The sequence below is a fragment of the Enorma phocaeensis genome, from assembly GCF_900186505.1.
GTDB classification, from domain to species: Bacteria; Actinomycetota; Coriobacteriia; order Coriobacteriales; family Coriobacteriaceae; genus Enorma; species Enorma phocaeensis.
Genome location: NZ_LT891970.1, coordinates 861,084 through 883,501 on the forward strand (window position 1 = coordinate 861,084; position 22,418 = coordinate 883,501).

21 protein-coding genes and 1 tRNA gene are annotated in these 22,418 nt (G+C 62.6%); 6 read left to right on the top strand and 16 right to left on the bottom strand.

The genetic code is table 11. The features are described 5' to 3' along the window. Nucleotides 1–14: 14 nt before the first annotated feature. The 3 genes from C1717_RS09855 to C1717_RS10635 form a co-directional block, all read right to left on the bottom strand. Nucleotides 15–662, bottom strand: coding sequence for a ribulose-phosphate 3-epimerase (locus C1717_RS09855; RefSeq protein WP_219722314.1), 648 nt, complete (start codon nucleotides 660–662; stop codon nucleotides 15–17). A gap of 69 nt (nucleotides 663–731) precedes the next feature. Further along, the gene (locus tag C1717_RS10945) at nucleotides 732–860 is read right to left on the bottom strand and encodes a hypothetical protein (RefSeq protein WP_281255288.1); all 129 of its coding nucleotides are present in this window, start codon (nucleotides 858–860) and stop codon (nucleotides 732–734) included. 34 nt (nucleotides 861–894) lie between these two features. Continuing rightward, nucleotides 895–1,050 carry a hypothetical protein gene (locus C1717_RS10635; RefSeq protein ID WP_180965921.1) on the bottom strand — a complete coding sequence of 52 codons (156 nt, stop codon included), beginning with the start codon at nucleotides 1,048–1,050 and terminating at the stop codon, nucleotides 895–897. 303 nt (nucleotides 1,051–1,353) lie between these two features. Here C1717_RS10635 and deoC point away from each other — a divergent pair, with 303 nt between their 5' ends. From deoC to C1717_RS09870, 3 genes are all read left to right on the top strand, one after another. After that, nucleotides 1,354–2,085 carry a deoxyribose-phosphate aldolase gene (gene deoC, locus C1717_RS09860; RefSeq protein WP_102372983.1) on the top strand — a complete coding sequence of 244 codons (732 nt, stop codon included), beginning with the start codon at nucleotides 1,354–1,356 and terminating at the stop codon, nucleotides 2,083–2,085. A gap of 63 nt (nucleotides 2,086–2,148) precedes the next feature. Next, a complete protein-coding gene (locus C1717_RS09865; protein ID WP_102372984.1) occupies nucleotides 2,149–3,099 on the top strand; it encodes a type I phosphomannose isomerase catalytic subunit in 951 nt (316 codons plus the stop codon). Nucleotides 3,100–3,163: 64 nt separating this feature from the next. After that, nucleotides 3,164–4,042, top strand: a complete 879-nt coding sequence (locus C1717_RS09870) for an SDR family oxidoreductase (protein WP_102372985.1) — start codon at nucleotides 3,164–3,166, stop codon at nucleotides 4,040–4,042. A gap of 290 nt (nucleotides 4,043–4,332) precedes the next feature. Here C1717_RS09870 and C1717_RS09875 read toward each other — a convergent pair whose 3' ends face one another. The 3 genes from C1717_RS09875 to C1717_RS10875 form a co-directional block, all read right to left on the bottom strand. Further along, nucleotides 4,333–4,998, bottom strand: a complete 666-nt coding sequence (locus C1717_RS09875; protein WP_102372986.1) for a transaldolase family protein — start codon at nucleotides 4,996–4,998, stop codon at nucleotides 4,333–4,335. Nucleotides 4,999–5,090: 92 nt separating this feature from the next. Then, a complete protein-coding gene (locus C1717_RS10870) occupies nucleotides 5,091–5,975 on the bottom strand; it encodes a glycyl-radical enzyme activating protein (protein WP_245859656.1) in 885 nt (294 codons plus the stop codon). A gap of 29 nt (nucleotides 5,976–6,004) precedes the next feature. Further along, nucleotides 6,005–8,323: a formate C-acetyltransferase/glycerol dehydratase family glycyl radical enzyme gene (locus C1717_RS10875; protein WP_245859658.1), complete on the bottom strand. Its 2,319-nt coding sequence runs from the start codon at nucleotides 8,321–8,323 to the stop codon at nucleotides 6,005–6,007. Between the two features lie 208 nt (nucleotides 8,324–8,531). Here C1717_RS10875 and C1717_RS09885 point away from each other — a divergent pair, with 208 nt between their 5' ends. Then, nucleotides 8,532–9,287 (top strand): DeoR/GlpR family DNA-binding transcription regulator, encoded by a 756-nt coding sequence (locus C1717_RS09885; protein ID WP_102372987.1) that lies wholly within the window; start codon nucleotides 8,532–8,534, stop codon nucleotides 9,285–9,287. Between the two features lie 135 nt (nucleotides 9,288–9,422). On the opposite strand, the gene C1717_RS09890 is transcribed toward C1717_RS09885, so the two are convergent. The 3 genes from C1717_RS09890 to C1717_RS09900 form a co-directional block, all read right to left on the bottom strand. After that, complete coding sequence (locus C1717_RS09890) at nucleotides 9,423–11,153, bottom strand: class I mannose-6-phosphate isomerase (RefSeq protein ID WP_102372988.1); 1,731 nt, start codon at nucleotides 11,151–11,153, stop codon at nucleotides 9,423–9,425. A 270-nt stretch (nucleotides 11,154–11,423) separates the two neighbouring features. Then, complete coding sequence (locus C1717_RS09895) at nucleotides 11,424–13,118, bottom strand: phospho-sugar mutase (RefSeq protein ID WP_102372989.1); 1,695 nt, start codon at nucleotides 13,116–13,118, stop codon at nucleotides 11,424–11,426. Between the two features lie 390 nt (nucleotides 13,119–13,508). Next, nucleotides 13,509–13,724, bottom strand: a complete 216-nt coding sequence (locus tag C1717_RS09900) for a PTS system mannose/fructose/sorbose family transporter subunit IID (protein WP_102372990.1) — start codon at nucleotides 13,722–13,724, stop codon at nucleotides 13,509–13,511. Nucleotides 13,725–13,839: 115 nt separating this feature from the next. Here C1717_RS09900 and C1717_RS09905 point away from each other — a divergent pair. Continuing rightward, nucleotides 13,840–13,915: transfer RNA gene (locus tag C1717_RS09905), tRNA-Lys, on the top strand. Nucleotides 13,916–14,475: 560 nt separating this feature from the next. Here C1717_RS09905 and C1717_RS09910 read toward each other — a convergent pair. The 5 genes from C1717_RS09910 to C1717_RS09930 all read right to left on the bottom strand — a co-directional run bounded on the left by C1717_RS09910 (nucleotide 14,476) and on the right by C1717_RS09930 (nucleotide 19,873). Beyond that, entirely contained in the window at nucleotides 14,476–15,756 is a 1,281-nt protein-coding gene (locus tag C1717_RS09910) for an aminopeptidase (protein WP_102372991.1), read from the bottom strand. A 20-nt stretch (nucleotides 15,757–15,776) separates the two neighbouring features. Continuing rightward, entirely contained in the window at nucleotides 15,777–16,442 is a 666-nt protein-coding gene (locus C1717_RS09915; protein ID WP_180965923.1) for a hypothetical protein, read from the bottom strand. Beyond that, on the bottom strand, nucleotides 16,443–17,321 hold the full coding sequence (locus C1717_RS09920; protein ID WP_102372992.1) for a phosphoribosylaminoimidazolesuccinocarboxamide synthase: 879 nt from the start codon (nucleotides 17,319–17,321) through the stop codon (nucleotides 16,443–16,445). A gap of 90 nt (nucleotides 17,322–17,411) precedes the next feature. Beyond that, nucleotides 17,412–19,130, bottom strand: coding sequence for a sensor histidine kinase (locus tag C1717_RS09925; RefSeq protein WP_102372993.1), 1,719 nt, complete (start codon nucleotides 19,128–19,130; stop codon nucleotides 17,412–17,414). A gap of 11 nt (nucleotides 19,131–19,141) precedes the next feature. Continuing rightward, on the bottom strand, nucleotides 19,142–19,873 hold the full coding sequence (locus C1717_RS09930) for a response regulator transcription factor (RefSeq protein WP_102372994.1): 732 nt from the start codon (nucleotides 19,871–19,873) through the stop codon (nucleotides 19,142–19,144). Nucleotides 19,874–20,029: 156 nt separating this feature from the next. Between C1717_RS09930 and C1717_RS09935 the strand changes: the two genes are divergently transcribed. Beyond that, nucleotides 20,030–20,626 (top strand): GNAT family N-acetyltransferase, encoded by a 597-nt coding sequence (locus tag C1717_RS09935; RefSeq protein ID WP_180965924.1) that lies wholly within the window; start codon nucleotides 20,030–20,032, stop codon nucleotides 20,624–20,626. A gap of 93 nt (nucleotides 20,627–20,719) precedes the next feature. Here the strand turns inward: C1717_RS09935 and C1717_RS09940 are convergent, their stop codons facing one another. Next, on the bottom strand, nucleotides 20,720–22,009 hold the full coding sequence (locus C1717_RS09940; protein ID WP_245859664.1) for a hypothetical protein: 1,290 nt from the start codon (nucleotides 22,007–22,009) through the stop codon (nucleotides 20,720–20,722). Further along, nucleotides 22,006–22,272, bottom strand: a complete 267-nt coding sequence (locus C1717_RS09945; RefSeq protein ID WP_102372996.1) for a TIGR03905 family TSCPD domain-containing protein — start codon at nucleotides 22,270–22,272, stop codon at nucleotides 22,006–22,008. Before C1717_RS09945 ends, C1717_RS09940 begins: the two co-directional genes overlap by 4 nt. Nucleotides 22,273–22,418 lie beyond the last annotated feature (146 nt).

Below are 22,418 nucleotides of genomic sequence, written 5' to 3' on the forward strand. Positions count from 1 at the left end.
GGCACTCGCAAGTGCTAGCAGCTCTCGTGGAGCTCCTTGAGCAGCTCGGCATACGGGCGGCCCTTGCCGAAGAGCGAGCTCGTACCCAGGATCGCGCCGTCGGCGCCGAGCTCTGCCGCATGCTTCACGACCTCGGGCGAGCAGGCGCCGTCGATAAGCAGCTTGTAGCCGTACTTCTCCTTAGCAGCGGCGAACTGCTCGATCTTGGGGTTCACGTGGTCCAGGTACTTCTGGCCCGCGAAGCCGGGGTTTACGGTCATCACGAGCACGTAATCCGCCACGGGCAGCGAGTACTCGACCGATTCGAACGTCACGCCCGGGTCGACCACGAGGCCGGGATGCATCCCGCGCTTCTCGATAGCAAGCAACGTGGAGTTGATGGTGCGCTCGGTTTCAGGATGGACGTACATGATCTTCACGCCGGCATCGGCGAACAAGTCGATGAAGACCTCGGACTTCTCGGCCATAAGGTGCACGTCGCAGGGAATCGGCGAGCGTTTGCAGACCGCCTGCACGTCACCTAAACCCATACCGAAATTAGGGACGAACGAGCCGTCCATGATATCAAGGTGGAAACCGTCGGCACCGGCGGCAACAAGCTCGTCGACCTCCTCGCCCAGGCGGGCGAAGTCGGCGCACATGAGGGAGGGGATCATTAGCATAGGGGCGTCTCCTTAAAACGTAGCGGCCGCGCCGTCCGTGCAGCAGCGCGGCCAAGTCCATGATCGAAATTACGCGGTCGTCATCATGCAGGTAAGGGTATCCGCTATATCCACCGGGCAGTCCTTGGGGGCGAGGAAATGCGACCCGACCTTGACGCTCTCGCCGTTGACGGTGCCCTCGCCGCGAACGACGCTCACCAGCTCGTATGCGCCTTCCTCGAGGCGATACGTGTCATCGTCGATCTGGAGCTTCTCGATTGAAGACGGCCATGCCGCCGTCCTCGGTCAGGCTCAGGGAGTGAACGTAGTCCGCCCCGGGCGAGAACATGCGGTAGGCCTCCGCCACACCCGCGCTCAGACCGCCGTGCGAGACGAGAAGAATGTTCATACCCCAACCTCCTGTTATCGGGCCACGGGCGCGACATCGCGAATCGACTCGACAAAAGCCACGCAACCACGTGGCTTACACGGTCGATTCTCTTAACGATTTAGGCGCCTCTACATAACATGTGCTGATACGTCGAATTTCTTCACGCTGTCAACACTGATTTGCAGTTATTGTGTCTTAGACCTTGGATTTAATTGTATTATAGATACATAATTGCATACATAATTACAATTCGTTGTTCAACCTCTTTACAATTTGTTCTATACTCTAGTCGTCATCTCCTCCGACAGGAAAGGATCCGCCATGAGCAAGATGTACACCCTCGACGATCTCGCCCGCCTCGTAGACCACACGAACCTCCATGCCGATGCCACCGAGGCCGATATGGAGAAGCTCTGCAACGAGGCAAAGGCCTACCACTTCAAGATGGTCGCCATCAACTCCGGCCAGTCCGCACGCTGCTCCGCCCTGCTCGCCGGCACCGACATCCACACCGGTGCCGCCATCGGCTTCCCGCTGGGCCAGCAGACCATCGCGGTCAAGGCCTTCGAGACCCGTGACGCCATCGAGAACGGTGCGACCGAGATCGATTACGTCGTCAACCTCACCGAGGTCAAAGCCGGTAACTGGGATTACGTTAAAGACGAGATGAACCAGATCGTCAACATCTGCCGCGAGGCAAGCGAAGGGCGCGAGGAGGAGATCCCCTCCAAGGTCATCTTCGAGAACTGCCTGCTCACCGATGACGAGAAGATCAAGCTTTGTGAGATTGCCAACGAGGTCAAGCCCACCTTCGTGAAGACGAGCACCGGCTTCTCCACCGGTGGCGCCACCGTCGAGGACGTCAAGCTCATGCGCGAGCATTGCGATCCCGAGATCCAGGTCAAGGCCGCCGGCGGCATCCGCACCGCCGACCAATTCCTCGACATGGTCCGCGCGGGCGCCACGCGCATCGGCTGCAGCGCCGGCATCCCCATCATCGATGAGCTTCGCCGTCGCTTCGAAGCCGAAAGCATCGACTCCATCGAGCTCTAATATCCCATGCAGGCGACGGGTCGGCTGAGGCCGGCCCGCATTCTTTCAAAAGCGAGCCTCGTGATGCAACCCCTGAAGTTCAATACAACGTACGCCCATCCCATTTGGGGTGGTGATGCCATCTCCGAAGCACGGGGCCTTGAACATGATGCCGAGCGCAACAACGGCGAGGCGTTCGACGTCACCATGCACCCCGACGTTTGCGTGACCATCGCGAACGGCCCGCTCGCCGGCATGCGCCTCGACGAAGCCGTCCGCACCCATCATGACGAGATCATCGGCGATCTTCCCGAGAACGACATCATCCAGGTAACCTTCATGGACGCATGCGAGACCCTGTCTGTGCAGGTGCATCCTAACGAGGAGCAGGCGCAGCGCCTCGACGGCGACCACGAGAAGAGCGAGTCCTGGTACATCCTGCATGCCGAACCGGGCGCGACGCTCATCGCCGGCAGCCTGACCGACGACGTCGACGCCCTGCGCGCCGCCGCCGCCGACGACACCATCGGCGATCGCTACGGGCGTCGCGTGGAGATGCACGACGGCGACTTCATCGTGATCCCCGCCGGAACCATGCACGCGCTCGGCGCCGGCATGTTCGCCGTAGAGGTCGGATCGTTCGGCAACCGCACCTACCGCATCTGCGACTGGGGTCGCGGTCGCGAGCTGCACGTCGAAAAGGCGTTCGAGGTTCTCGACACCTCGAGCAAGCCCGGGGTCAACCATCTGGGCTCCTTCGACCCCGCCAACGGCACGCGCGTGCGTGAAGGCGTCTCTTGCAGCACCTTCGTCTCCAACGTCGCCGATGTGGCCGGCGAGTACCATGTCGAGATGGACGGCATCTACCACATCGTCACCTGTGTCGAGGACATCTGCACGGTGGAGACCGCAGACGGCGCGGTCGAGCTCGGCTACACCGAGTCGACGCTCGTGCCCGCCTCCGCCGGCGCCTACACCGTGCGCGGGACCTGCCGCGTGCTCCAAAGCTACCGTCCCGACAGCTGCCGCAAATAGCCAACGACCAGCAGGAGGGCCGCACAGCTGCGACCCTCCTTCTCACAGAAGGGATTACCGTCCGATGAAGCGCCTCGCCATCACAGGTGCCAACGGGTACCTCGCAAGCCTCGTCCAGATGTACAACAAGGACCGCTTCGAGTTCGTTCGCGTCAGCCGCAAGAATGTGGACTACACCGACCTTGGCTCCGTGCGCTCCTACTTCGAAAACCTCGACTTCGACATCATGTTCCACACCGCCGCCAACGCCACCACGGCGGACTGCGAGAACGATCCCGAGGGCACCCATCGTGTCAACTGCGACGCCGCCATCGAGATCGCGCGCATCTGCAAGGAGCGCGGATGCCGCATGATCTTCATCTCGACCGAGCAGATCTTCAACGGCAAGACCGAGCCCGGCCCCTTCGCCGAGGACGCCGAGCCCGCAAGCGTGACCAACTACGGCATGCAGAAGGCCGAGGTCGACTCCTGGATGCAGCAGAACATGGAAGACTATCTGGTCCTTCGCTTCTCCTGGATGTTCGGCATGCCCATGCCCCACGTCAAGCCCTCGCCGGGCATCATGGGCAACGTCATCAAAGCGCTGCGCACCGACACGCCCACGCTCTTCACGGTAAACGAGAAGCGCTGCATGACCTATGCGCAGCACCTTGCCGACCAGTTTGCCGCCATCAGCGAGCTGCCGAACGGCGTGTATCACTTCGCCAGCCAGAACGAGCTCTCGACCTATGAGGCCGCCAAGCTCATCGGCAGCAAGCTGATCGAAGCCGGGATCACGACCCCTGAGCAGGTCGAGCGCTGCATCCTTCCCAACACGGAGCGCTACGCGGATCGCTTCCGCGATTTCCGCATGGATGCGACCAAGATCAAGCAGGCGGGTATCGAGCTCGGAACCTTCGAGTCCGATGTCGACCGCTGCCTGGCGGACTTCGGCTGGAAGTAGCATAAGCGCCGCGTCGATGCGGTGCGAAGCGGTTGACAACCAACCTGCTCGCACCGCACGGCCGAATCATCGGATTGATGCGCCGCGAAGCTCATCGTAAGCGCAGAACAACAAGAGGGGCGCCCACGGGCGCCCCTCTCCTGTCTTGTTTCGTTTTAGGTTGGCCACCGGCGAGAAACAACCGCTGCTCGCAAACGGCACCGAAACCGCAGCGGCACGCAGGCGGCTCCCAACCACAGCCGACCCTGCACGCCCCCGCATGCCAGACACGGGCGCGTGCACGACGCGACCTAGCGCAGGGTCTTGCGACCGAAGGTCTTGTCCCACGCGTCGGTGAACTCGCCCACGGCGATCTCGGTGCCGGGGTGGTCGATCATGGCGCGCACGATATCGGGCTGGACGGTCACGGCCTGGATGCCGGCAGCGATAAGCTCGTGCACCTGCTCGACGCTCTTGAAGGAGGCGGCGACGATCTTGGAGCTCAGGCCCTGGACCTCGATCATGCGGATGAGGTCGATGACCTGGCCCACGCCATCGCCGTAGTTGCACATACGGTTGACGTAAGGCGCGAGGTAGTCGGCACCGTTGAGCGCCGCCATGAAGGCCTCGTCAGCGGAGTAGATAGCGGTAGCGAGCACGTTGAGGCCCTCGGCCTTGGCAGCCTTGATGGCCTTCATGCCCTCGCGGGTAACGGGAATCTTGACATAGGTGTTCTCGGGGCGCAGGGCGTTGATGTAGCGGGCCTCCTCCATGATGCCCTCGAAGTCCGTGGAGACGGACTGGACGAAGAGCGACTGGTCGGGGCGCAGGTAGTCAACGAGCTCGCTGATGACCTGCTCGGGGGTCTTTCCGCTCTTGGTGATGATGGTGGGGTTGGTGGTGACGCCGGCAACGGTCAGGACCTCGTCGAACTCCTTGATTGCATCGAGATCAGCGGTGTCAAGCATGAATTCCATTGGTACAACCTCCTGTAACCTGCGCCGCTCACCGAGCGCCTTCGCGCACGCGCGCATACTAATACTACATCGTTATCGGTTAGCACCCCGCGTCATTCCCCGTGCACCACCACCTCAAGGCCGGCTTCCTCGCAGATCTTGACGGCGAACTCCACGTCCACATCGGTAAGCTGAGGAATTCCCTCGCAGGTATAGTCCATGCCGAGCGAGTCGTATTTGCCCTCGCCGAGCTGGTGGAAGGGCAGGATGTCGGCGCGGCTGATGCCGAGCTCGCGAGCGCGCTCGGCGTTGGCGCGCACGTTCTCAGGGCTGTCCGTGTAGCCGGGGATGATGGGCATGCGGGCAACGACCTTCGCGCCGAGCTCCAAGACGCGCTTGAGGTTGGCGTCCCGCACGTCGGGATCGATGCCGGTGACCTCGAGGCTGCGCTCGCGATCCGCGATCTTGAAGTCGATCAGGAACACGTCGCAGGCGGCGACGAGGGCCTCTGGATCGTCAAGCGGGAGCGCGAGGGTGCTCTCGATAGCCGTGTGCGTGCCCCGCTGCTTGCAGGCGGCGAGCATCTCGGTCACAGCGGCCTGGCGCGCCGCCCCGGCAAGGGCCTCCCCGCCCGACGCGGTCACGCCGCCGCCGCTCTCTTCGTAGAACTCGAGGTCGCGCATGGCCTCGTCAACGAGGCTCTGCACGCTGCGCTCCACACCCATGAGCTCCTTGGCTCCCGTGGGGCACTGGTCGGGCGGGGTATCGCAGGGGCACCCGTTTTGATCGCGACGCCCGTCGGCGCGCACGGAGCACCCGATGCACAGTCGCTCCTTCCACGAGACCTCCGGCTTGAACGAGAGGTTCTCGGGGTTGCAGCACCACGGGCATTTGAAGGGGCAGCCCTTGCAGAACACCACGGTCCGGATGCCGCCGCCATCATGCAGGGAATAGCGCTGCACGTTGGTTATGCAGAGGCTCTTCTGGGATGCGTCCACTCGGTCCTCGACTCTCCTTTGCCGGATGCTTAGAGCACGTGCTCGGTGCGGTTGATGATGTCGTCCTGAATGGCCTTCGACAGTTCGACGAACATGGCGCTGTAACCCGCCACGCGCACGACGAGGTCCTTGTGCCGCTCGGGATGCTTCTGCGCATCGATAAGCGTCTGACGGTTGACCACGTTGAACTGGATGTGCTGCAGCTTGAGGCGCGAGAAGGCACGCAGATAGGCGGTGAGCTTGGCAAGGCCGCGCTCGCCTTCGAGCGTGGACGGCGAGAACTTGACGTTCAGCAGGCTGCCGTTGGAGTTGAGCACGTTTTCGAGCTTGCTCACCGAGCGCAGGCTCGCGGTGGGGCCGTGCTTGTCGACGCCGCGCATCGGCGAGAGGCCGCCGTCGGCGAGGGCCTCGTGCGCCTTGCGGCCATCCGGAGTCGCGCCGCAGGCGGCACCCAGCGGCACGTGGGCCGACACCGTGTAGCTTCCGGGCTGGAACTTGCCCCCGCGCACGTTGTCGTACTTCTCGACCGCGTGGCCGTAGTGCGAGAGGAAGCGGCGGCCGAGCAGGTCGACCTCGTCGATATCGTTGCCGTACTTGGGATAGCGGTTGATGAACGACTGACGCCAGATCTCGTCGCCCTCGCCCTCCCAATCGCGCTCGAGCATCTCGAGCAGCTGGCCGTAGGTGAGCTTGGGCTCCAGCTTCTTGCCGTCCTCGCCCTCGCCGAAGACCGCGCGCTTCATGACCGCGAGCGAGTCCGCGACGTTGGCGGTGCCCACGCCCTGCACGCCGGAGAGGTTGTAGCGCGCGCCCGCGGAAGTGATGTCGGCACCCTTCTCGAGGCTGTCGTGGACCAGGCAGGAGAGCAGCGGCGTGGGCGAGGTCTCTCGATGCGCGAGGTCGCACACGTTGCATCCGCGAACCATGAGCTCGACATAGCGGTCGATGGTCGCCTCGACGGCCTCCTCGAGCTCCTCGAACGTATCGAAGCCCTCGGGATGCTCCTCGAGCGTGATCTCGAGGCAGCGCACCATGTTGAACATCGAAATGTCGTGCAGGCCGTACATGCGACCGGGGATGGAGAGCTCGACGCAGCCCACGACGGCGTAGTCGCGCGCGTCCTCGAGCGAGATCCCGCGGTTCACGAACGCAGGGATGTTGACCTCGTCGTTGAAGCACTGCGGGATGCCGTCGCCCAGGCGGATGATCTCGCCCGCCTCGTGGTAGAGCTCGGCAGGAGTGCCTTCATGCACGCGCAGCGACAGGTTGGGCTGGGGAAGGCGCGTGTCCTTCTGGATGTCGAGCAGCAACTCGGAGAGGTCGTTGGAGCAATCGTTGCCCTCGGCGTCGACACCGCCCACCACGAGGTTGAAGCCGCTCGGGAAGCCGGCGAAGAACGCGGCACTCGCCGTAGAGCGAATGAAGACGATGGTGTTGGTCTTGAGGTAGAAGTCCTGCAGGAGCTCGCGGATGAACTCGGGCGTTTCGCCCTGCTCCAGGCTTTTCTGGTAGTAGGGCCACAGGTACTGGTCGGCGCGGCCGAGCGACAGCGAGCTCGCATTGCTCTCGTGCTCGAGCACGACCTCGATCATCCACACCTGCTGCAGCGCGTCGTACAGGTCGCGAGCGGGCTCGGTCGCGAGGTGGTGCATGATCTCGATCATGCGCTCAAGCTCGGCAGCGCGCTCGGGCGTGGCATCGACGAGCTTGGCCCGCAGCGCCTCCTCATAGCGGCCATAGTAGGCGATGGTCGCCTCGAGGCAGATCACGGCCGCCTGGTAGAACTCGTTCTCGGGATGAGCCTCGAGAAGCCCGCGTACCTCGCGCAGGATGTCGCCCCAGCCGCGGTGCAGCACCATATCGAAGTCGCAGATGATGTGTCCCTGCCCCTTGTCGGTCTGCGCAACCGAGAAGACCTTGGTGCGCTCCGCCTCGGTGACCTCCTCGTCGATGTGCGCTTGGTACCAGTCGTTCAGCGACTGGCCGCTCCAGAACGGCAGGAGCACCTCGCGGTAGTAGGCCTTATCCTCGTCGGAGATGTCGAACGTGTCCTGCGGGCGCGTAGGGAACACGTCGAGCTCGTCGTCGATCCAGTACGGGGACATCTCGGGCGAGATCACGCCGGCGCGCGGCTTGGCGGTGCGGTTACCGGCAAGCAAATCGTAGTCATCGATAACGATCTCGTGGTTCTCGAGCAGGTGGCGCAAGGCCTTCGCGCGACGGACGACAACCGGCTCTCCCTCCGTCTCCTTATAGCTCTCCATGTAGAGCCGTCCGCGCTCGAGCGAAACGACGCGATTTTCGGCAAAGAGGCTGTCCCTGATGGCTTGGGTACGTGGGGTGAGCATGGATTCCCTCCTTGGGACTGGGCCAATCCAAATTATTATTACTTTATCGTTTTCCGTATTGATTTACAAGTGATTATTCCGTTTACGTTGGAATTTATTATTAGTCTGTATCGTTTGCACGGGCAACCTCCTATACTTAGTTTGAGATTCACCAGAGCGCGAGCACCTATCCAGGGCTCGCCTCAGCTATACCCGCGAGGAGCCGCCCATGTTCCAAGAAGAGCGTCAACAGCAGATCTGCGCCCTCATAGAGCAGCGCGGCCGCGTGACCGTATCCGACCTTGCAAGCCGCTTCGAGGTTACCGAGGACTGCATCCGCAAGGACTTGAAGCTGCTCGCAGCCGAGGGTCGGTGTCGCAAGGTCTATGGCGGTGCCACCCGCATCGAACGCTCCGGTGGCCGCACCGTGGGCGAGCGCTTGAACCTCTTCCAACCGGAGAAGCAAGCGATCGCCCTGAAGGCCATCGAGCTCGTGAAGCCCAACCAGACCCTCTACCTCGACATCTCGACCACCGCGTTGCATCTCGCGCGCCTGCTCGCCCAAGGCGACATGCCGCTCACCGTCATCTCCCCCATGGTCGATATCCTCACGACGATGGGCTCCAGCCCCAACGTGACAGCGATCTGTCCCGGAGGCACCATGCGGCCCGATCTCAACGGCTTCGTAGGAGCCCTCGCCATCGACGCGCTCGATCCGCACCGGTTCGACATCGCGTTTCTGGGTGCCTACAGCATCGATGTCGACACCCATGCCGTTGCCACGTTCGATGCTGAGGACGGCTTGCTCAAGCGCGCCGCAATCGAACGCGCGGGCCAAAGCTACCTGCTGTGCGAGTCGCGCAAGTTCGAAGCATTCGGCACGTACCGCTTCGCATCGCTCAGCGACTTCGATGCGCTCGTCTGCGATGACCAGGATCAGGAAAGCATCTGCACCCTGCGCGATGCCGACGTCGACGTGCTCTAGCACTCACCGCAGCATCGACGCCGGTGCCGAACCCCGGTACGCATGCGAAGAGGGATGGAAGCCGCTTGGCCTCCATCCCTCTTTCTTCTCAACTATCTGCCCGAACGGTGCGGCCCGGCAGGCCGCAGCGCCCGCCTACGCCTGCGGCTTGCGAACGTAGGCGCGAATCACGCCGATGCGCTCGCCGGTGGGATTGACCAGGCGATACCCCTTGACCGAGGCCGGAACGATAAAGGTCTCGGCGTAATGCACCTCGTACGGCTCGAAACTGCCGTCGAGGCTCTCCACGAGCGCCCGTTCACCCTCGACGAGGTTCAGCTGGTTCACCGAACCGCCGTTATCGATGGTAACCTCGTCCTCGATCCAAAGGCGTCGCGTCTCGATGAACTCGAGCTCGTGCAAACCGGTGTGCTCCTCGCGCACATGCTCGTCTTCGTTGACCACCGTGACGGCGTTGACCAGGTTCTCCTCGACCCACGGCGTCGTACGGTCCCACCTGATGACGTGCGAACCATGGTCGACATGAACCGGACGCGGCTTGCCGTCGAGGCCGAGCCGGCCCCAATCCCACAGCTTGAAGGTGTTGTTGTAGGGCGTGGCGCTGATCTCGAGCACCATGGCGCCCGCACCCGAGCAATGGATCGTGCCCGCGGGGATCAGGAAATGATCATGCTTCTTAGCCGGGAAGCGGTTCACATAGCGCTCGGCATCGAAGGGATCGCCGCCCGCATTGGCCTCGCGCAGCGCCGCGATCATCTCGTCAGGGTCGACCCCCTCCCTGAGACCAAGGTAAACCGTGGCGCCCTCGTCGGCATCGAGGATGTAGTAGCTCTCGTCCTGAGTGTACGCCATTCCGAACTGCCGGTGCTCGTACTCCGTCGTAGGATGAACCTGCAGCGACAGGTTCTGACCGCCCACGGTGTCCAGGAAGTCGAAGCGAATCGGATACTCGGCACCGAAGCGCGCGTACACATCCTCGCCCAACAGCGCGAGCGGCTGCGTGAGGGTGAGGTCCATCGCCGGCAGCTCGATGGTCTTATCGCCATACGCCAGGATAAGGGCGTTTTCCTCGGGGACGCCATCGAACGACCACGCGTAGTTATCTGCCTCGGGATCGAGACCGCAAACGCGCTTCATCCACTGGCCGCCCCACACACCCGGGTCGAAGTACGGCTTGAGGCGGAACGGGCGCCGCGCTATCTGGCTCAGGCCGTCACGGACCGCGTCACCCGCAAGCATCTTGGGCGCATCGGTATCGACCGTGTCGACGAACAGATCCATCCGGTCGAAGAAGGTCATCTTGTGCTTATCTGCCACGCGCCATTCAACATAGTAGCCGCGCTTGATCTTGCGCAGACTGTCCTCATCGGCGTTCTCCGCACGGTAGTTGGTCATGCCCGCACGGTAGCGCAGCGTGATCTCCCAACGCGTCATGTCGAAGAAGACGAGCTGGTCGCCCGGGTGAACGAGCGTAGCTCCCCAGCCGTACACCACTACCGGGCCTTCCGCGGCGTTCACCTGCTCGCGAGCAGCTTCCAGGCGCTCAGGCTCCATAAGGTCCTCGAGATCGAAGTAGCACATGCGGCCAAACACACGGTCGTCGGTAAGGAAGGGCTTGAGACGCGCCGTAAGCTCCGCCGGCTCGGGGAAGAGCTCGCGCGTGCTTACGAGGAGTGCGGGGTTGAGCGCTTCCAGATGCGAAAGGACCGCATCATCATCGACGCCCGGATATGCTTCGATAGCAAGAACGCCGTCTTGCGGCATGATCGCGGCAAGGCGCGCCGTAATCGCCTCCCATCCCTCCGTTACGGCCTCAGAACCGTAGCCTGCGATGACCGTCGTCGGGAACCCGTCGTACGAGCTCATGCACACTCCTATTAACGTGGAGACAGATAGCGCCATTATGCCATGACTCTTTGGTTGAGGCGTGCCCGAGCGAGCATCATGCACCCAGGCAACACCGCCGCCGAAAGCTCGCCGCAGCCATCACCCAGACAGCCTGCGCACGGCTATCGTGGCGCGCCTCGCATGCACGAGCATGCGCACGCAAAGGGCGGACACCCGCAGGCACCCGCCCCTACCCCTGCGTTCATCCACAGCAGGGAAACGATCTTGTCACGCTAGCGCGGCGACGCGTTAGCTCAGCAGCTTGCGGCCGTCCTCCTCGATCGCCGCAAGGAGCGCATCCGCTGCCGCGGCATCCTCGCCCTTGGCGAAGATGTAAAGCTTGATCTTGGGCTCGGTGCCCGAGGGGCGCACGATAGCCTTGTTGCCGCCCTCGAGGTCGAACTCGATGACATTGGCGCTCGGCAAGCCGTTCACGCCGCCCTTGTAGTCCACAACGCCCTCGACCTTGCTGCCTGCAATCTCCGTCGGGGTGGTCTCGCGCAGCCCCGCCATGATACCCGCCATCTTGGCGGCACCATCCGCACCGGGATAGCTCAGCGACACGGTCTTGTTGTGGTAGTAACCGTACTTCTCGTACAGCTCGCGCATAGCCTGGACCAGGTTCTTGCCCTGCAGCTTGTAGTACTGGGCCATCTGGCAGATGAGCAGCGAGGCGTTCACGGCATCCTTGTCGCGCACGTGGTCACCAGAGAGGTAGCCATAGCTCTCCTCGAAGCCGAAGATGAAGCGGTCCACCTCGCCGGCGTCCGAAAGTCCGGTGATGATGTCGCCGATGTACTTGAAGCCGGTGAGGCAGCGGCGCATCTCGAAGCCATACTCCTCAGCAAGCGCATCGACCATGGCGGAAGACACGATGGTGGTCACAGCGACCTTGTTGGAGAGGTCTTCGCCGCGAGCGGCGCGCATCTTGCAGATGTAGTCGAGCAGGAGCACGCCCATCTCGTTACCGGTGAGCAGCGTGTAGTCGTCGCCATCCTGGCAAGCCACGCCCACGCGGTCTGCATCGGGGTCGGTGGCGAGAAGCAGGTCGGGCTGCACCTCCTGGCACAGGTCGATGCCCTTCTGCATGGCCTCGCGAATCTCCGGGTTGGGATACGGGCAGGTGGGAAAGTTGCCGTCGGGGTCCTTCTGCTCGGGAACCACGGTGACGTCGGTAATGCCGGCGCGGGCGAGCACGGTGGTCACAGGAATGAGGCCGGTGCCGTTAAGCGGCGTGTACACGAGCTTGAGCGGCGCTGAGGCAGACTCCTCCTCGGTAAGGTTGCAGACCGAGCACTTGAGCACGGCATCGTAGTAGGCGTCGAGCACCTCGTCGTCGATCCACTTCACGAGGCCCTGCTCCACCGCCTCGTCGAAGTCCATGGTCTTGACGTCGGTGAAGGGATTAGTGGCCTCCATCGCGGCTCCGATGGCGTCGGCAGCTTCGGAGGTGATCTGACAGCCATCGGGTCCGTAAGCCTTGTAGCCGTTGTAGGCGGCGGGGTTGTGCGAGGCGGTCATGCAGATGCCGCCGGAGCACTTGAGGTAGCGGGTTGCCCAGGAAAGCGTGGGCACCGGGGAGATCTTGGGATACACGTAGGCGGTAACGCCATTCGCCGCAAGGATGGCTGCGGTGGTCTTCACGAACAGCTCGCCTTTGTTGCGCGAATCGCGCGCGATGGCGACCGTGGGATTCTCGAACGTCGCGTTGAGGTAGTTCGCGAAGCCCTGGGTTGCGCGACCGACGGTATAGATGTTCATGCGATTGGTACCAGCTCCAATGGTGCCGCGCAGGCCCGCTGTACCAAAGGCCAGGTCCTGGAAGAACGCGTCGGTGATCGCGTTCTCGTCGCCGGATTCCTTCAGCGCAGTAAGCTCCGCCAGGAGCTCGTCGTCCTTGACGTTCTCGATCCAAAGGTCGAGAAGCTCATGTACATCTGCCATTGCATTGCCTTCCTTCCGAGCCGTGCATCGCGCCGCCGCGCAATCGCAGCAGCAGCCACCAAGCGCAGGCGCGCCTCTATAGCAGAATCATACGGCAACTGGTGCGGGCAGACTCTAACGCGCCGGTGAACGCGCAAGATTGCAGGGCGGCAGAGGACGAAGCAGGTGGCATCCCGTGGATACGGCCGCATGTCCCACGGAACATCTTCGCCCAACGGCGGCATGGCCATAGAGAAAAAGGGGGCGACCTTGCGATCGCCCCCAAACGCAGCTAATGCCTAGCCGCTGCGTCACAGGTTCTCACATCCGGATTGTTTCCTTGCATCTCAGCGGGTCAACCGGACTATACATGCCGAACGTGAGAACAAGCGGCAGAATCGTCAGATAAGCCTACGCCAGCAGGCCCGTCCACACGCCAAGAAGCGCCACGGCGATCGTGATGAGCAGGATGGCGGTCGAGCTCATGCCCTTCTTGAGGCAGCCGAACATCGCGAGCACGTAGAGCAACGGCAGCAGCGACGGGAAGATCTGGTCGATGTAGTCCTGGATCGCGAAGGTCGTCTCACCGAGCGTCACGGCGAGCGGCGTGGTGTTGAAGATGGCCATGTGCCGCACAAGGGCCTCGGCCTGCTCCTCTTTGCTCTTGCCAGCAAGCCGCAATTCGGTCGTACGCCGGTACCCAGCCCCGGCACCTCCGCCTTCGTGTTACAATAGCGCCTACGGGCCGTTAGCTCAGCTGGCAGAGCAGGGGACTTTTAATCCCAAGGTCTAGGGTTCGAACCCCTAACGGCCCACCACGACATGGTAACGCCTCCCGTAAAGGAGGCGTTTTCTTTCTCGCATCCTCGGACCCAATAGCGAAACCGCATTTTGCTCCAGCGCGGAGTTGTGCGGCACGCCCGTCAATCGTGCGGTAAAAGGAGTCGTAACGATTCCTCATTTCCAGACGTGACTGTCGTAAGATTCTTTCATTTTTAAAATTGCTATCGTATAATTTCTTTGTTATTGCCATGCTGCTCGTAAGTTTTGTTCATTATTTCTATTGTTATTACAATATTCTTACGATATCAAATTCTGAACTGCATTTTTCTTACGATGAGCATCTGTTACGCGCATAGTGCTTATGAATGGTTTCTGATAGATGCACAGACCTCACTATTAGCGTCGGATATATGCAGACATCTTACGATGTGTTCTCATTTCGCTCTTCCTCGACGGTAGGCATCATCCCGCTCGCCAAGAAACAGGCCTAGGAGCATTTCAAGGTTGTCGCGCGTCATCCATCGTCACGAGGCGACGCATTGACGCAACCGCGACGGCAACGGAAATAGACTTGCGAACAATACCCGGTAGCAGCCTATTCCCAGCTCCACTGGCCGTTAACGAAGACAGGCACCTCGGTACCGTCCGCCATGATGCCGGTAACAGCGAGGTCGTCCGCACCGATCATGAAATCGACGTGGGTGCTCGACGTGTTCACGCCGCGCTCACGCAGCTCGTCAGGCGTGAGGTCATACCCGCCGTCGTAGCACTCCGGGAACCCGACGCCGAGCGCTAGATGACAGCTCGCGTTTTCGTCGTATAGCGTATCGTAGAAAAGCGTCTCGCTCTCGCGGATGGGTGTGTTCTTGGAGATGAGCGCCACCTCGCCCAGGCGGCTGGCGCCCTCATCGGCCTCGATGATGCTTCGCAGCGTCTCGAGCCCTTGCTCGGCACCGTAGTCGACCACGCGCCCCTCCTCGAAGCGAAGCCAGAAGTGGTTGACCTTGTTGCCATGATGGATAAGCGGCATCGTCGAGTACACGATGCCATCGGCCCGCATGCGATCCGGCGAGGTGAAGACCTCCTCGGTGGGAATATTGGGAAAGAACTCGTGTCCATCGGGGGTCTCGCATTTGCCGCCAGCCCAAAGGTGCCGATCGACAAGGCCTACGGTAAGCGCCGTCCCGTTCGACGACTCATAGCGCAGCGCGTCAAAATGACGCTCGTTCAGAAAGCGAAGGTTCTTCTCGAATGTGGCGTCATGGAGCTCCCAATCGCTCTCGGGATCCGCGCCGTCCGCACGCGCCGCCGAGAGAATCGCGCACCACAGCTTGTAGAGGGCAACCTCATCCGGCACGCGCGGGAACACCTCCCGAGCCCAAGCCACGATTGGCGCGCCGGCGATGCACCACGGGTTGAGATTGAAATCGAGCCCGCGGCGGAAGATCGCGCACTGGGTGTTCCGCGCCTTGGAGGCAGCAGCGGGCTTTGCCGGATCGATGCCGGCGAGCGCTTCGGGGTCCGCGCCCTCGACAAAGATGAAGCAGGCACCTGCCTCGGCAAGCGAATCCAGCTGCATCCGCTGCCAGGCGGGCACCTGCTCGAACCACGATACCTCGACGTTCTCGTACGTCAGGCGCGAGACCGCATCGTCTCCCCAAACAACCGTGACATGACCGGCGCCGGCGCGATACGCCTCAGCGACGAGCTTGCGCACGAAGGCACAGGACTCAACCGGCGCCTGGACCACAACCTCCTGTCCCAGACGCACATTTACGCCCTTGCTGACAATAAGTCGAGCATATCGCTCGATAGCGGGCTCGAGCGCCTGCATGCCGGCGCGGGCGTCCTCGACGGTCAGAGCGGCCTTGATCATGGCTGTTCCTTTACGGTGCCTTATCGACGTGAACGATGGTTCTTCTTGGGTCCGCGCTTGCGCGGAGCCTCCTCGGCGAGAGCCGGCGCGTCATCACCCTTCGTGCCGTCGGCCTTCTTCGCGCTGCGCTTGCGCTCCTCCTTCTCGGCCGAGCGCTCGAGCACGGCGAGCACCTTGTTATCGGTCATGCCGGCGACGGTCGACTTGTAGTAGTTGCGAATGGGGCGGATCGCCACGAGATCGTAGATGAAGCCACCGATCACCGCGGCATACGCGACGATGATGCCGCCGAACTGCACGACCGGGTTCTGCCCGACCGTCGGCGAGAAGGACATGAGCATCCACACGGCGATGGCGACGATCATGCCGAACACGACGAGCACCCAGAAGATGCGACGCTTCTTGTTGTACTCGTCATCTTCTTTCATCAGGATGGTTGCCGCCGAGATCATGCGATCTTCCTTGAGGCGGGCCTCACGCTTGCGGGCCTTCTTCTCCTCTTTGGACAAGCCCTCGAGCGACTCGCCCTGCTCGAGCTCGCGACGGCGAGCCTTCGAGGAGGCGGGCACCACGCGCACCGAGCTCGCGGCAGCGCGCGCCGGCTTCGCGGACGAGGCGGACTTGCGGGCCGCCCCGACATACTCATGGTTCTGCGTACGCTTGTTGTTGGCGCTACGGATGCTCACTTATGCGTTCTCCTTCATGCTTACAAAATCAGAGCCGGTAATGATCTGATATGCCTCGCGGTACCGCGCGGACGTTCCCTCCACGATCTCGGCGGGCAGGTGCGGGGCGTCGCCGGTCATATCCCAATTGGCGCGCAGCCAGTCACGCACGTACTGCTTGTCATAGCTTGGCTGCACCTTGCCCTCCTCGTAGGAGTCGGCAGGCCAGAACCTGCTCGAGTCGGGGGTGAGGCACTCGTCGATAAGGGTCACCTTGCCGTCGATGATGCCGAACTCGAACTTGGTGTCGGCGATGATGATGCCGCGCGTGGCAGCGTAATCGCTCGCGGCGGTGTAGATCTTGAGCGACAGATCGCGGATCTGCTCGGCCACATCGGCACCAACCAGCTCGACCGTGCGGTCGAACGAGATGTTCTCGTCGTGGTCGCCAATGGCCGCCTTGGTGGACGGGGTGAAGATGGGCTCGGGAAGCTTGGACGCCTCGACGAGGCCGGCGGGCAGCTTGATGCCGCAAACGGTACCGTCCGCGTCGTAGGTCTTCTTGCCGGAGCCGGTGAGGTAACCGCGCACGATGCACTCGATCATGATGGGCTCGGCGCGGCGGACGAGCATGGAGCGACCGGCGAGATAATCACGGTACTCAGCGAACTCCGTGGGGAAATCGTCGACGTCGATGCTCACAAGGTGGTTCGGCACCAGGTCGGCGAACTTCTCAAACCAAAACGCGGAGATGCGGTTCAGGACCTCGCCCTTGAACGGGATCTCATCGGGGAGAATGTAGTCGAACGCTGAGATGCGGTCGGTCGCAACCATGAGCAGGTTTTCGCCCGCCTGGTAGATATCGCGTACCTTGCCGTGGGAATCGGGGCGGCGTTCCATGTGAGCCACGAGAGTCAACTCCTCTATCCAATGGTGACATGCGCAGGCTGGCACGGGCGCGAGCCGTCGGAAAGGCCGCCCTGCCTAGGCCTAGTGTTCTATTGTAGAGGATGAGCCTTCCGGTGTGGCTTCACGCGGCAGATGAATCGTAAAGGTCGTACCTTTTTCAAGTTCGGACTCCACCGAGATGAACCCATGATGCCGCTCGACGATCTGCTTGGTGACCGAGAGGCCCACGCCTAGACCGCCCGCCTCGCGCGCACGGCTCGCATCCGCTCGCCAGAAGCGGCCGAAGATGCGCGACAGGTCCTCCTTGGCGATGCCGATGCCGGTATCTTTGACCGAGATCATGATGTAGCGGCGATCACCCGAGACGGACGCCACGACCCAACCGCCCTCAGGCGTATAGCGCATGGCATTGCTGAGCAGGTTGATCACGGCTTGGGTAATCATGTCCGGATCGACCTCGATCGTCGCCGGACGGCCCTGCGTATCATCTGCGAAGCGCAAACGCAGATCGCGCGCTTGGAAGAGCTGCTGCTGACTATCGACGATGCGCTGGACGAACGGCGCGATGTCCACCGGCTCGAGCTTGAGCGGGGCGGTACGGTTCTCCATGCGCGAGAGGTCGAGCATCTGCTGGACGAGCCTCGAAAGACGGCGAGTCTCGGATGCAACGGTCTCGAGGTGCTCGTCATCCGCGGGCAGCACGCCGTCCTGCATGGCCTCGACGGTCGCGAGCATGGCCATGAGCGGGGTGCGTAACTCGTGCGCGACATCGGACGTGATGCGGCGCTCGTGCTTGAGGTCCTTCTCGAGCGAGGTAGCCATCTCGTCGAACGTCTCGCCCAGACGGTCTATCTCGTCGTCACCGCGCAGGCCCGTGCGAGCCGAGAGATCGCCATCGCGAATCTGCTTGGCGGTACCGGTGATGCGGCGGAGCGGGTTGGTGAGCATCCGCGAGACGAGGAAGCCGATGATGAGCGAGATCGCCACGGCGATGATCGCAGCGAAGAACATGGCGTTGAAGGTCCGCTCACGGAAAGCCGTATCGGCGCGGCTAAGCAACGCATCGGAACCAAGCACCCACAGACGAACCTGTCCCACGACCGTGCCGTCGGAGAGAACGATGTCGCGCGTCACCGAGGCGGAGGCGTCGGTCGGCGCGCTCGACGTGAGGCTGTGGGCCTGCTCGTCGTCATCGCCCTCGTCGGCTGAGCCCTCCGATGATGCCGCATCGCCGGCATCGCCTTCGGGGTTCGCTCCATCCGCCGGAGCGGGATCTTCGACCGTAGCCGAACCTTCGGGGGCGGAGCCCTCTGCCTCTCCGGCATCCGCTTCCGCAGCCCCGGCGTCCGCAGCCTCCTCGTTCTCCTGGCTGCGGCGCACCTCGGCGGCGATAGCGGCGGCTGGCCACGAGTCGTCGTAGAGAATCGTGCCGTCCTCGTCGGCGACCTGCATGCCCGTGTCGTCGGAAACCAGACTCGAGTCCGCAACGGAGGCAAGGAACTCCGTGGTCCACTCGCCGTCTGCCTCATACGCCTCGGCAAGGCGCTGGGCTGCAAGCTGAGCGATCTCGGTCATGTTGTCGCGCGTGTAATCCGTGAAGACGCCGCTCCACACCACCGTGACCACGGTCACCAGAACCGCGACTGTCATCACCGAGGTCAACGCAAACGACGCCGCCATGCGCGAGGCATAGCTCATGCCGTTTCGCACATCGGAACGAGGCGTATTCCAGCGCGCGCGGGAATTCGCTTCGTCGCCTTGCTTATGCCGTTGTCCGATCTCTACGCGAGCAGGGAGCATGCGCGCTCTTTCTACTTAGCGGCAGCCGCCTTGTCGTCGGCGTTCTGAGCCGGCGCCTCGAAACGGTAGCCCACGCCGTGCACGGTGTACAGCCACTTGGGATGCTTGGGATCGTCGCCCAGCTTGGCGCGGAGATTCTTCACATGGGAGTCGATGGTGCGCTCGTAACCCTCGAAATCGTAGCCGAGCACCTTCTCGACGAGCTCCATGCGGTTGTACACGCGGCCGGGATGACGGGCAAGCGTGGTGAGCAGCTTGAACTCAGAAGCCGTAAGGTCGACCTCCCTGCCCTCAACCAGAATCTTGTGCCCGGAGATGTCGATGACCAGGTCGCCGAAATCGAGAACCTCCACCTGCGGCTCATCGCTTTGATGGGCGCGGCGGAAGAGGGCGCGCACGCGCGCCACGAGCTCGCGGGGCGAGAACGGCTTGATAAGGTAGTCATCTGCGCCGAGCTCGAGGCCGATGATGCGGTCTTCGACCTCGCCCTTGGCGGTCAGCATGATGATGGGCACATCGGAGGTATCGCGGATGGCACGGCAAACGCGCTCGCCTGAAAGCTTCGGAAGTATGAGGTCGAGCACGATGAGGTCGAACTGGTGCTTCTCGAACTCTTCAACAGCCGATTGACCGTCACCGACGCCGACGACCCAGTACCCCTCGCGCTCGAGGTATGCCGCAACGGCATCGCGAATGGCCTTCTCATCCTCGACGAGCAGGATTTTCCTTGCGTCCGAAGCCATAAGCAGGCCTCCTTGTCTCAACTCGAAAGAACTACCACATTGTACCGCACGCGACGCTAGACTGGTTATGCAAGCACGCAGCGGAAACGCATCGCGGGGGCAATGCATGGTTTGGCTCATTTTTCCCATCGCGGCGTTTTTCTTTCGGAGGTTGCCATGACATACCAAATTCGCACCGCCACGCCGCGCGATGCCGCGGGGGTCCTCGCGGTGTATGCCCCATACGTGGAGCACACGACCGTCAGCTTCGAATTCACGGTGCCCTCCGTCGACGAGTACGCAGCACGCATCGCCGAGGCCCTGGAGCGGCGTACCTTCATCGTGCTCGAGCACATACCCAGCAAGCGAATCATAGGCTTTGCCTGCCACGGGCCCTTTGGCCATCGCGCGGCGTATCAATGGTCGGCCGAGACCACGATCTACCTTGCAGAGGGCCTCACCGGATGCGGGCTCGGGGCGGTGCTGCTCGACGCGCTCGAACGCCTCATGGCGGCGCAGGGAATCGTGAATGCCGAAGCCTGCATCTGCTCAGAGAACACCGGCTCGATTGCGTTCCACGAACGGCACGGCTATAGCACCCGTGCGGTATTTCCCTCCTGCGCCCACAAGTTCGAGCGCTGGCTCGGCATCGTGTGGATGGAGAAGGCGATAGCCGAGAAGCCCAGCCAGCCCGTACCGCTGCAACCGCTCGACAACGAGAAGGCGAGCGCCATCCTCGCCGAGGCAAACGCAAGGCTCGAGCAGCTCGCGTAACGCAAGCTCGATCAACAACAGTCGCAAAGAACCCCAGGCGGGAACCCGCAGCCCTTACCGCGCGTCCGCACTCGCCGCTTGGCGGCGGCAGCCCTACAGTCCGAACACGCGCACGGATACGCTAGCAGGGATGCCGGTCTCATCGCGAACGGTGGCGTAGGTCACGAACCGGTCAGACACGCCCTCGGTCGCAGGCCAATCTCCATAGTCGAGGCACCGATCCGGCGCGGAGATGACCGCATAGGTCTTTGCCTCGGTATCCACGAGGATGTTCGATGCCTGGGACTTCACAAGGTACCTTGTGCCATTGCCGGTTACCTGGGCGAGCGGCTCGCGTCGCAGGTAGACATAGGGCCCTCCTTCGCGCCCGATGTAGGTCCCCATGTTGCCCAGACTGCCCACGCCCTCGTAAGAGGCCTCGATGGAGAAGACGAACGCCTCGTTCATGTAGACCGCGTCGAACGGCGAGACCGAGCGCGGGAGCACGAGCTGATCGACCTGGGAAAACGAATCGTCCGCGAGGTCGATCGCCGTCATGCCGTAGTAGGTCCCCTCGTCCTCGTGCACGCGGGGCGCGATGGTCAGGATGCCGTCGGCAACACGCGGCGCCGTCGCGAAGCGCCCATGCGACTCGCGAATCTCCACGCCTTGGTCGGAGCCAACCGTCCATCGGTAGCAGTGCGAGTATGACGACGACTGGGAGCCCGATGCGAGTGGCATCTTCTGCCAGATCACGCTCGACTCCCATGCTGTGAAGCGCGGAGGCTCCCAATCCGCATCGCCCTCGTCGAGCTTGACGGCATTGCCCACCAGCGAGCCGTTAGACAGCTCTTGGGCAAGAAGAAGCCAGCTGCGGTCGGTATAGTTGATCTCCACCCAAGCGTACACGCCACTTGAGCAGCGCACATCGAAGAAGTCGTACGCGATACCCTGCGTAGGGGTTTCCAGCAGCGTGGTGGCGTTTCCTGTGGCAAGGCTCACAACACCGAGGGTGTTGGCGTTGCCAGCCGACTCGGGCGTGAGAAGCGCCGCCGCCCAGGAGCCGCCTCCGTTGTGGAAGAGCATGGTACCCAAGGGGAGCGTCCAAGCGTACGAGACCGCGGGCGTGGAATCCGAGTTCTCGTAGTCACCGTCCATGACGGCGATGATCTGCGACTCATCGGTCACCACCTGCGGGTCGCCCGTGGCCGGGTCGGAGCTATCGGACGAGCATCCTACGAGCGAGATGGCCGCGATGCCAGCTCCCGCCGCGAGGGTGCCTGCTGCGAATGCGCGGCGCGAGATGCCCCGGCGGTCACGCGCCTCAGGCCGTGCGCCTACCCGCGCCCCCGCTTGGACCCCCGCGCCTTTGGCAGCGCGCTTCTTGTTGCCGAAGAGCCTCATGCCCGCGCCTGTTCCTGGGCGGCGTCGAGTGCACAGCAGAGCTGGTCCGCACAAGATGTACGGCGCGGACCGCACGTGTTCCCGCGCAGGATGTCGCGAATCTCATCGACAGGCTTGCCGGCGACGAGCTTGGAGATGGCCTTGAGGTTGCCGTTGCAGCCGCCCGTGAAGGAGACCTGCTCGATGGTCTCGCCCGAATCATCAAGCGCGACGTGGATACGTTTGGAGCATACGCCGCGAGGCGTGAAGTCGATCTCTACCATTGGTTTCTCCTTATGCCTGCGAACAAGAAGCGGCTATCTTGGCGAGGCGCAGGGACGCCGGCGTCCAGCCCTGTGCACGCTCACGTCCCGCCCCTATGGCTCGGTGCTGCAACCATGCTACCCGCTGCACGGCCCGATGCAAGGCC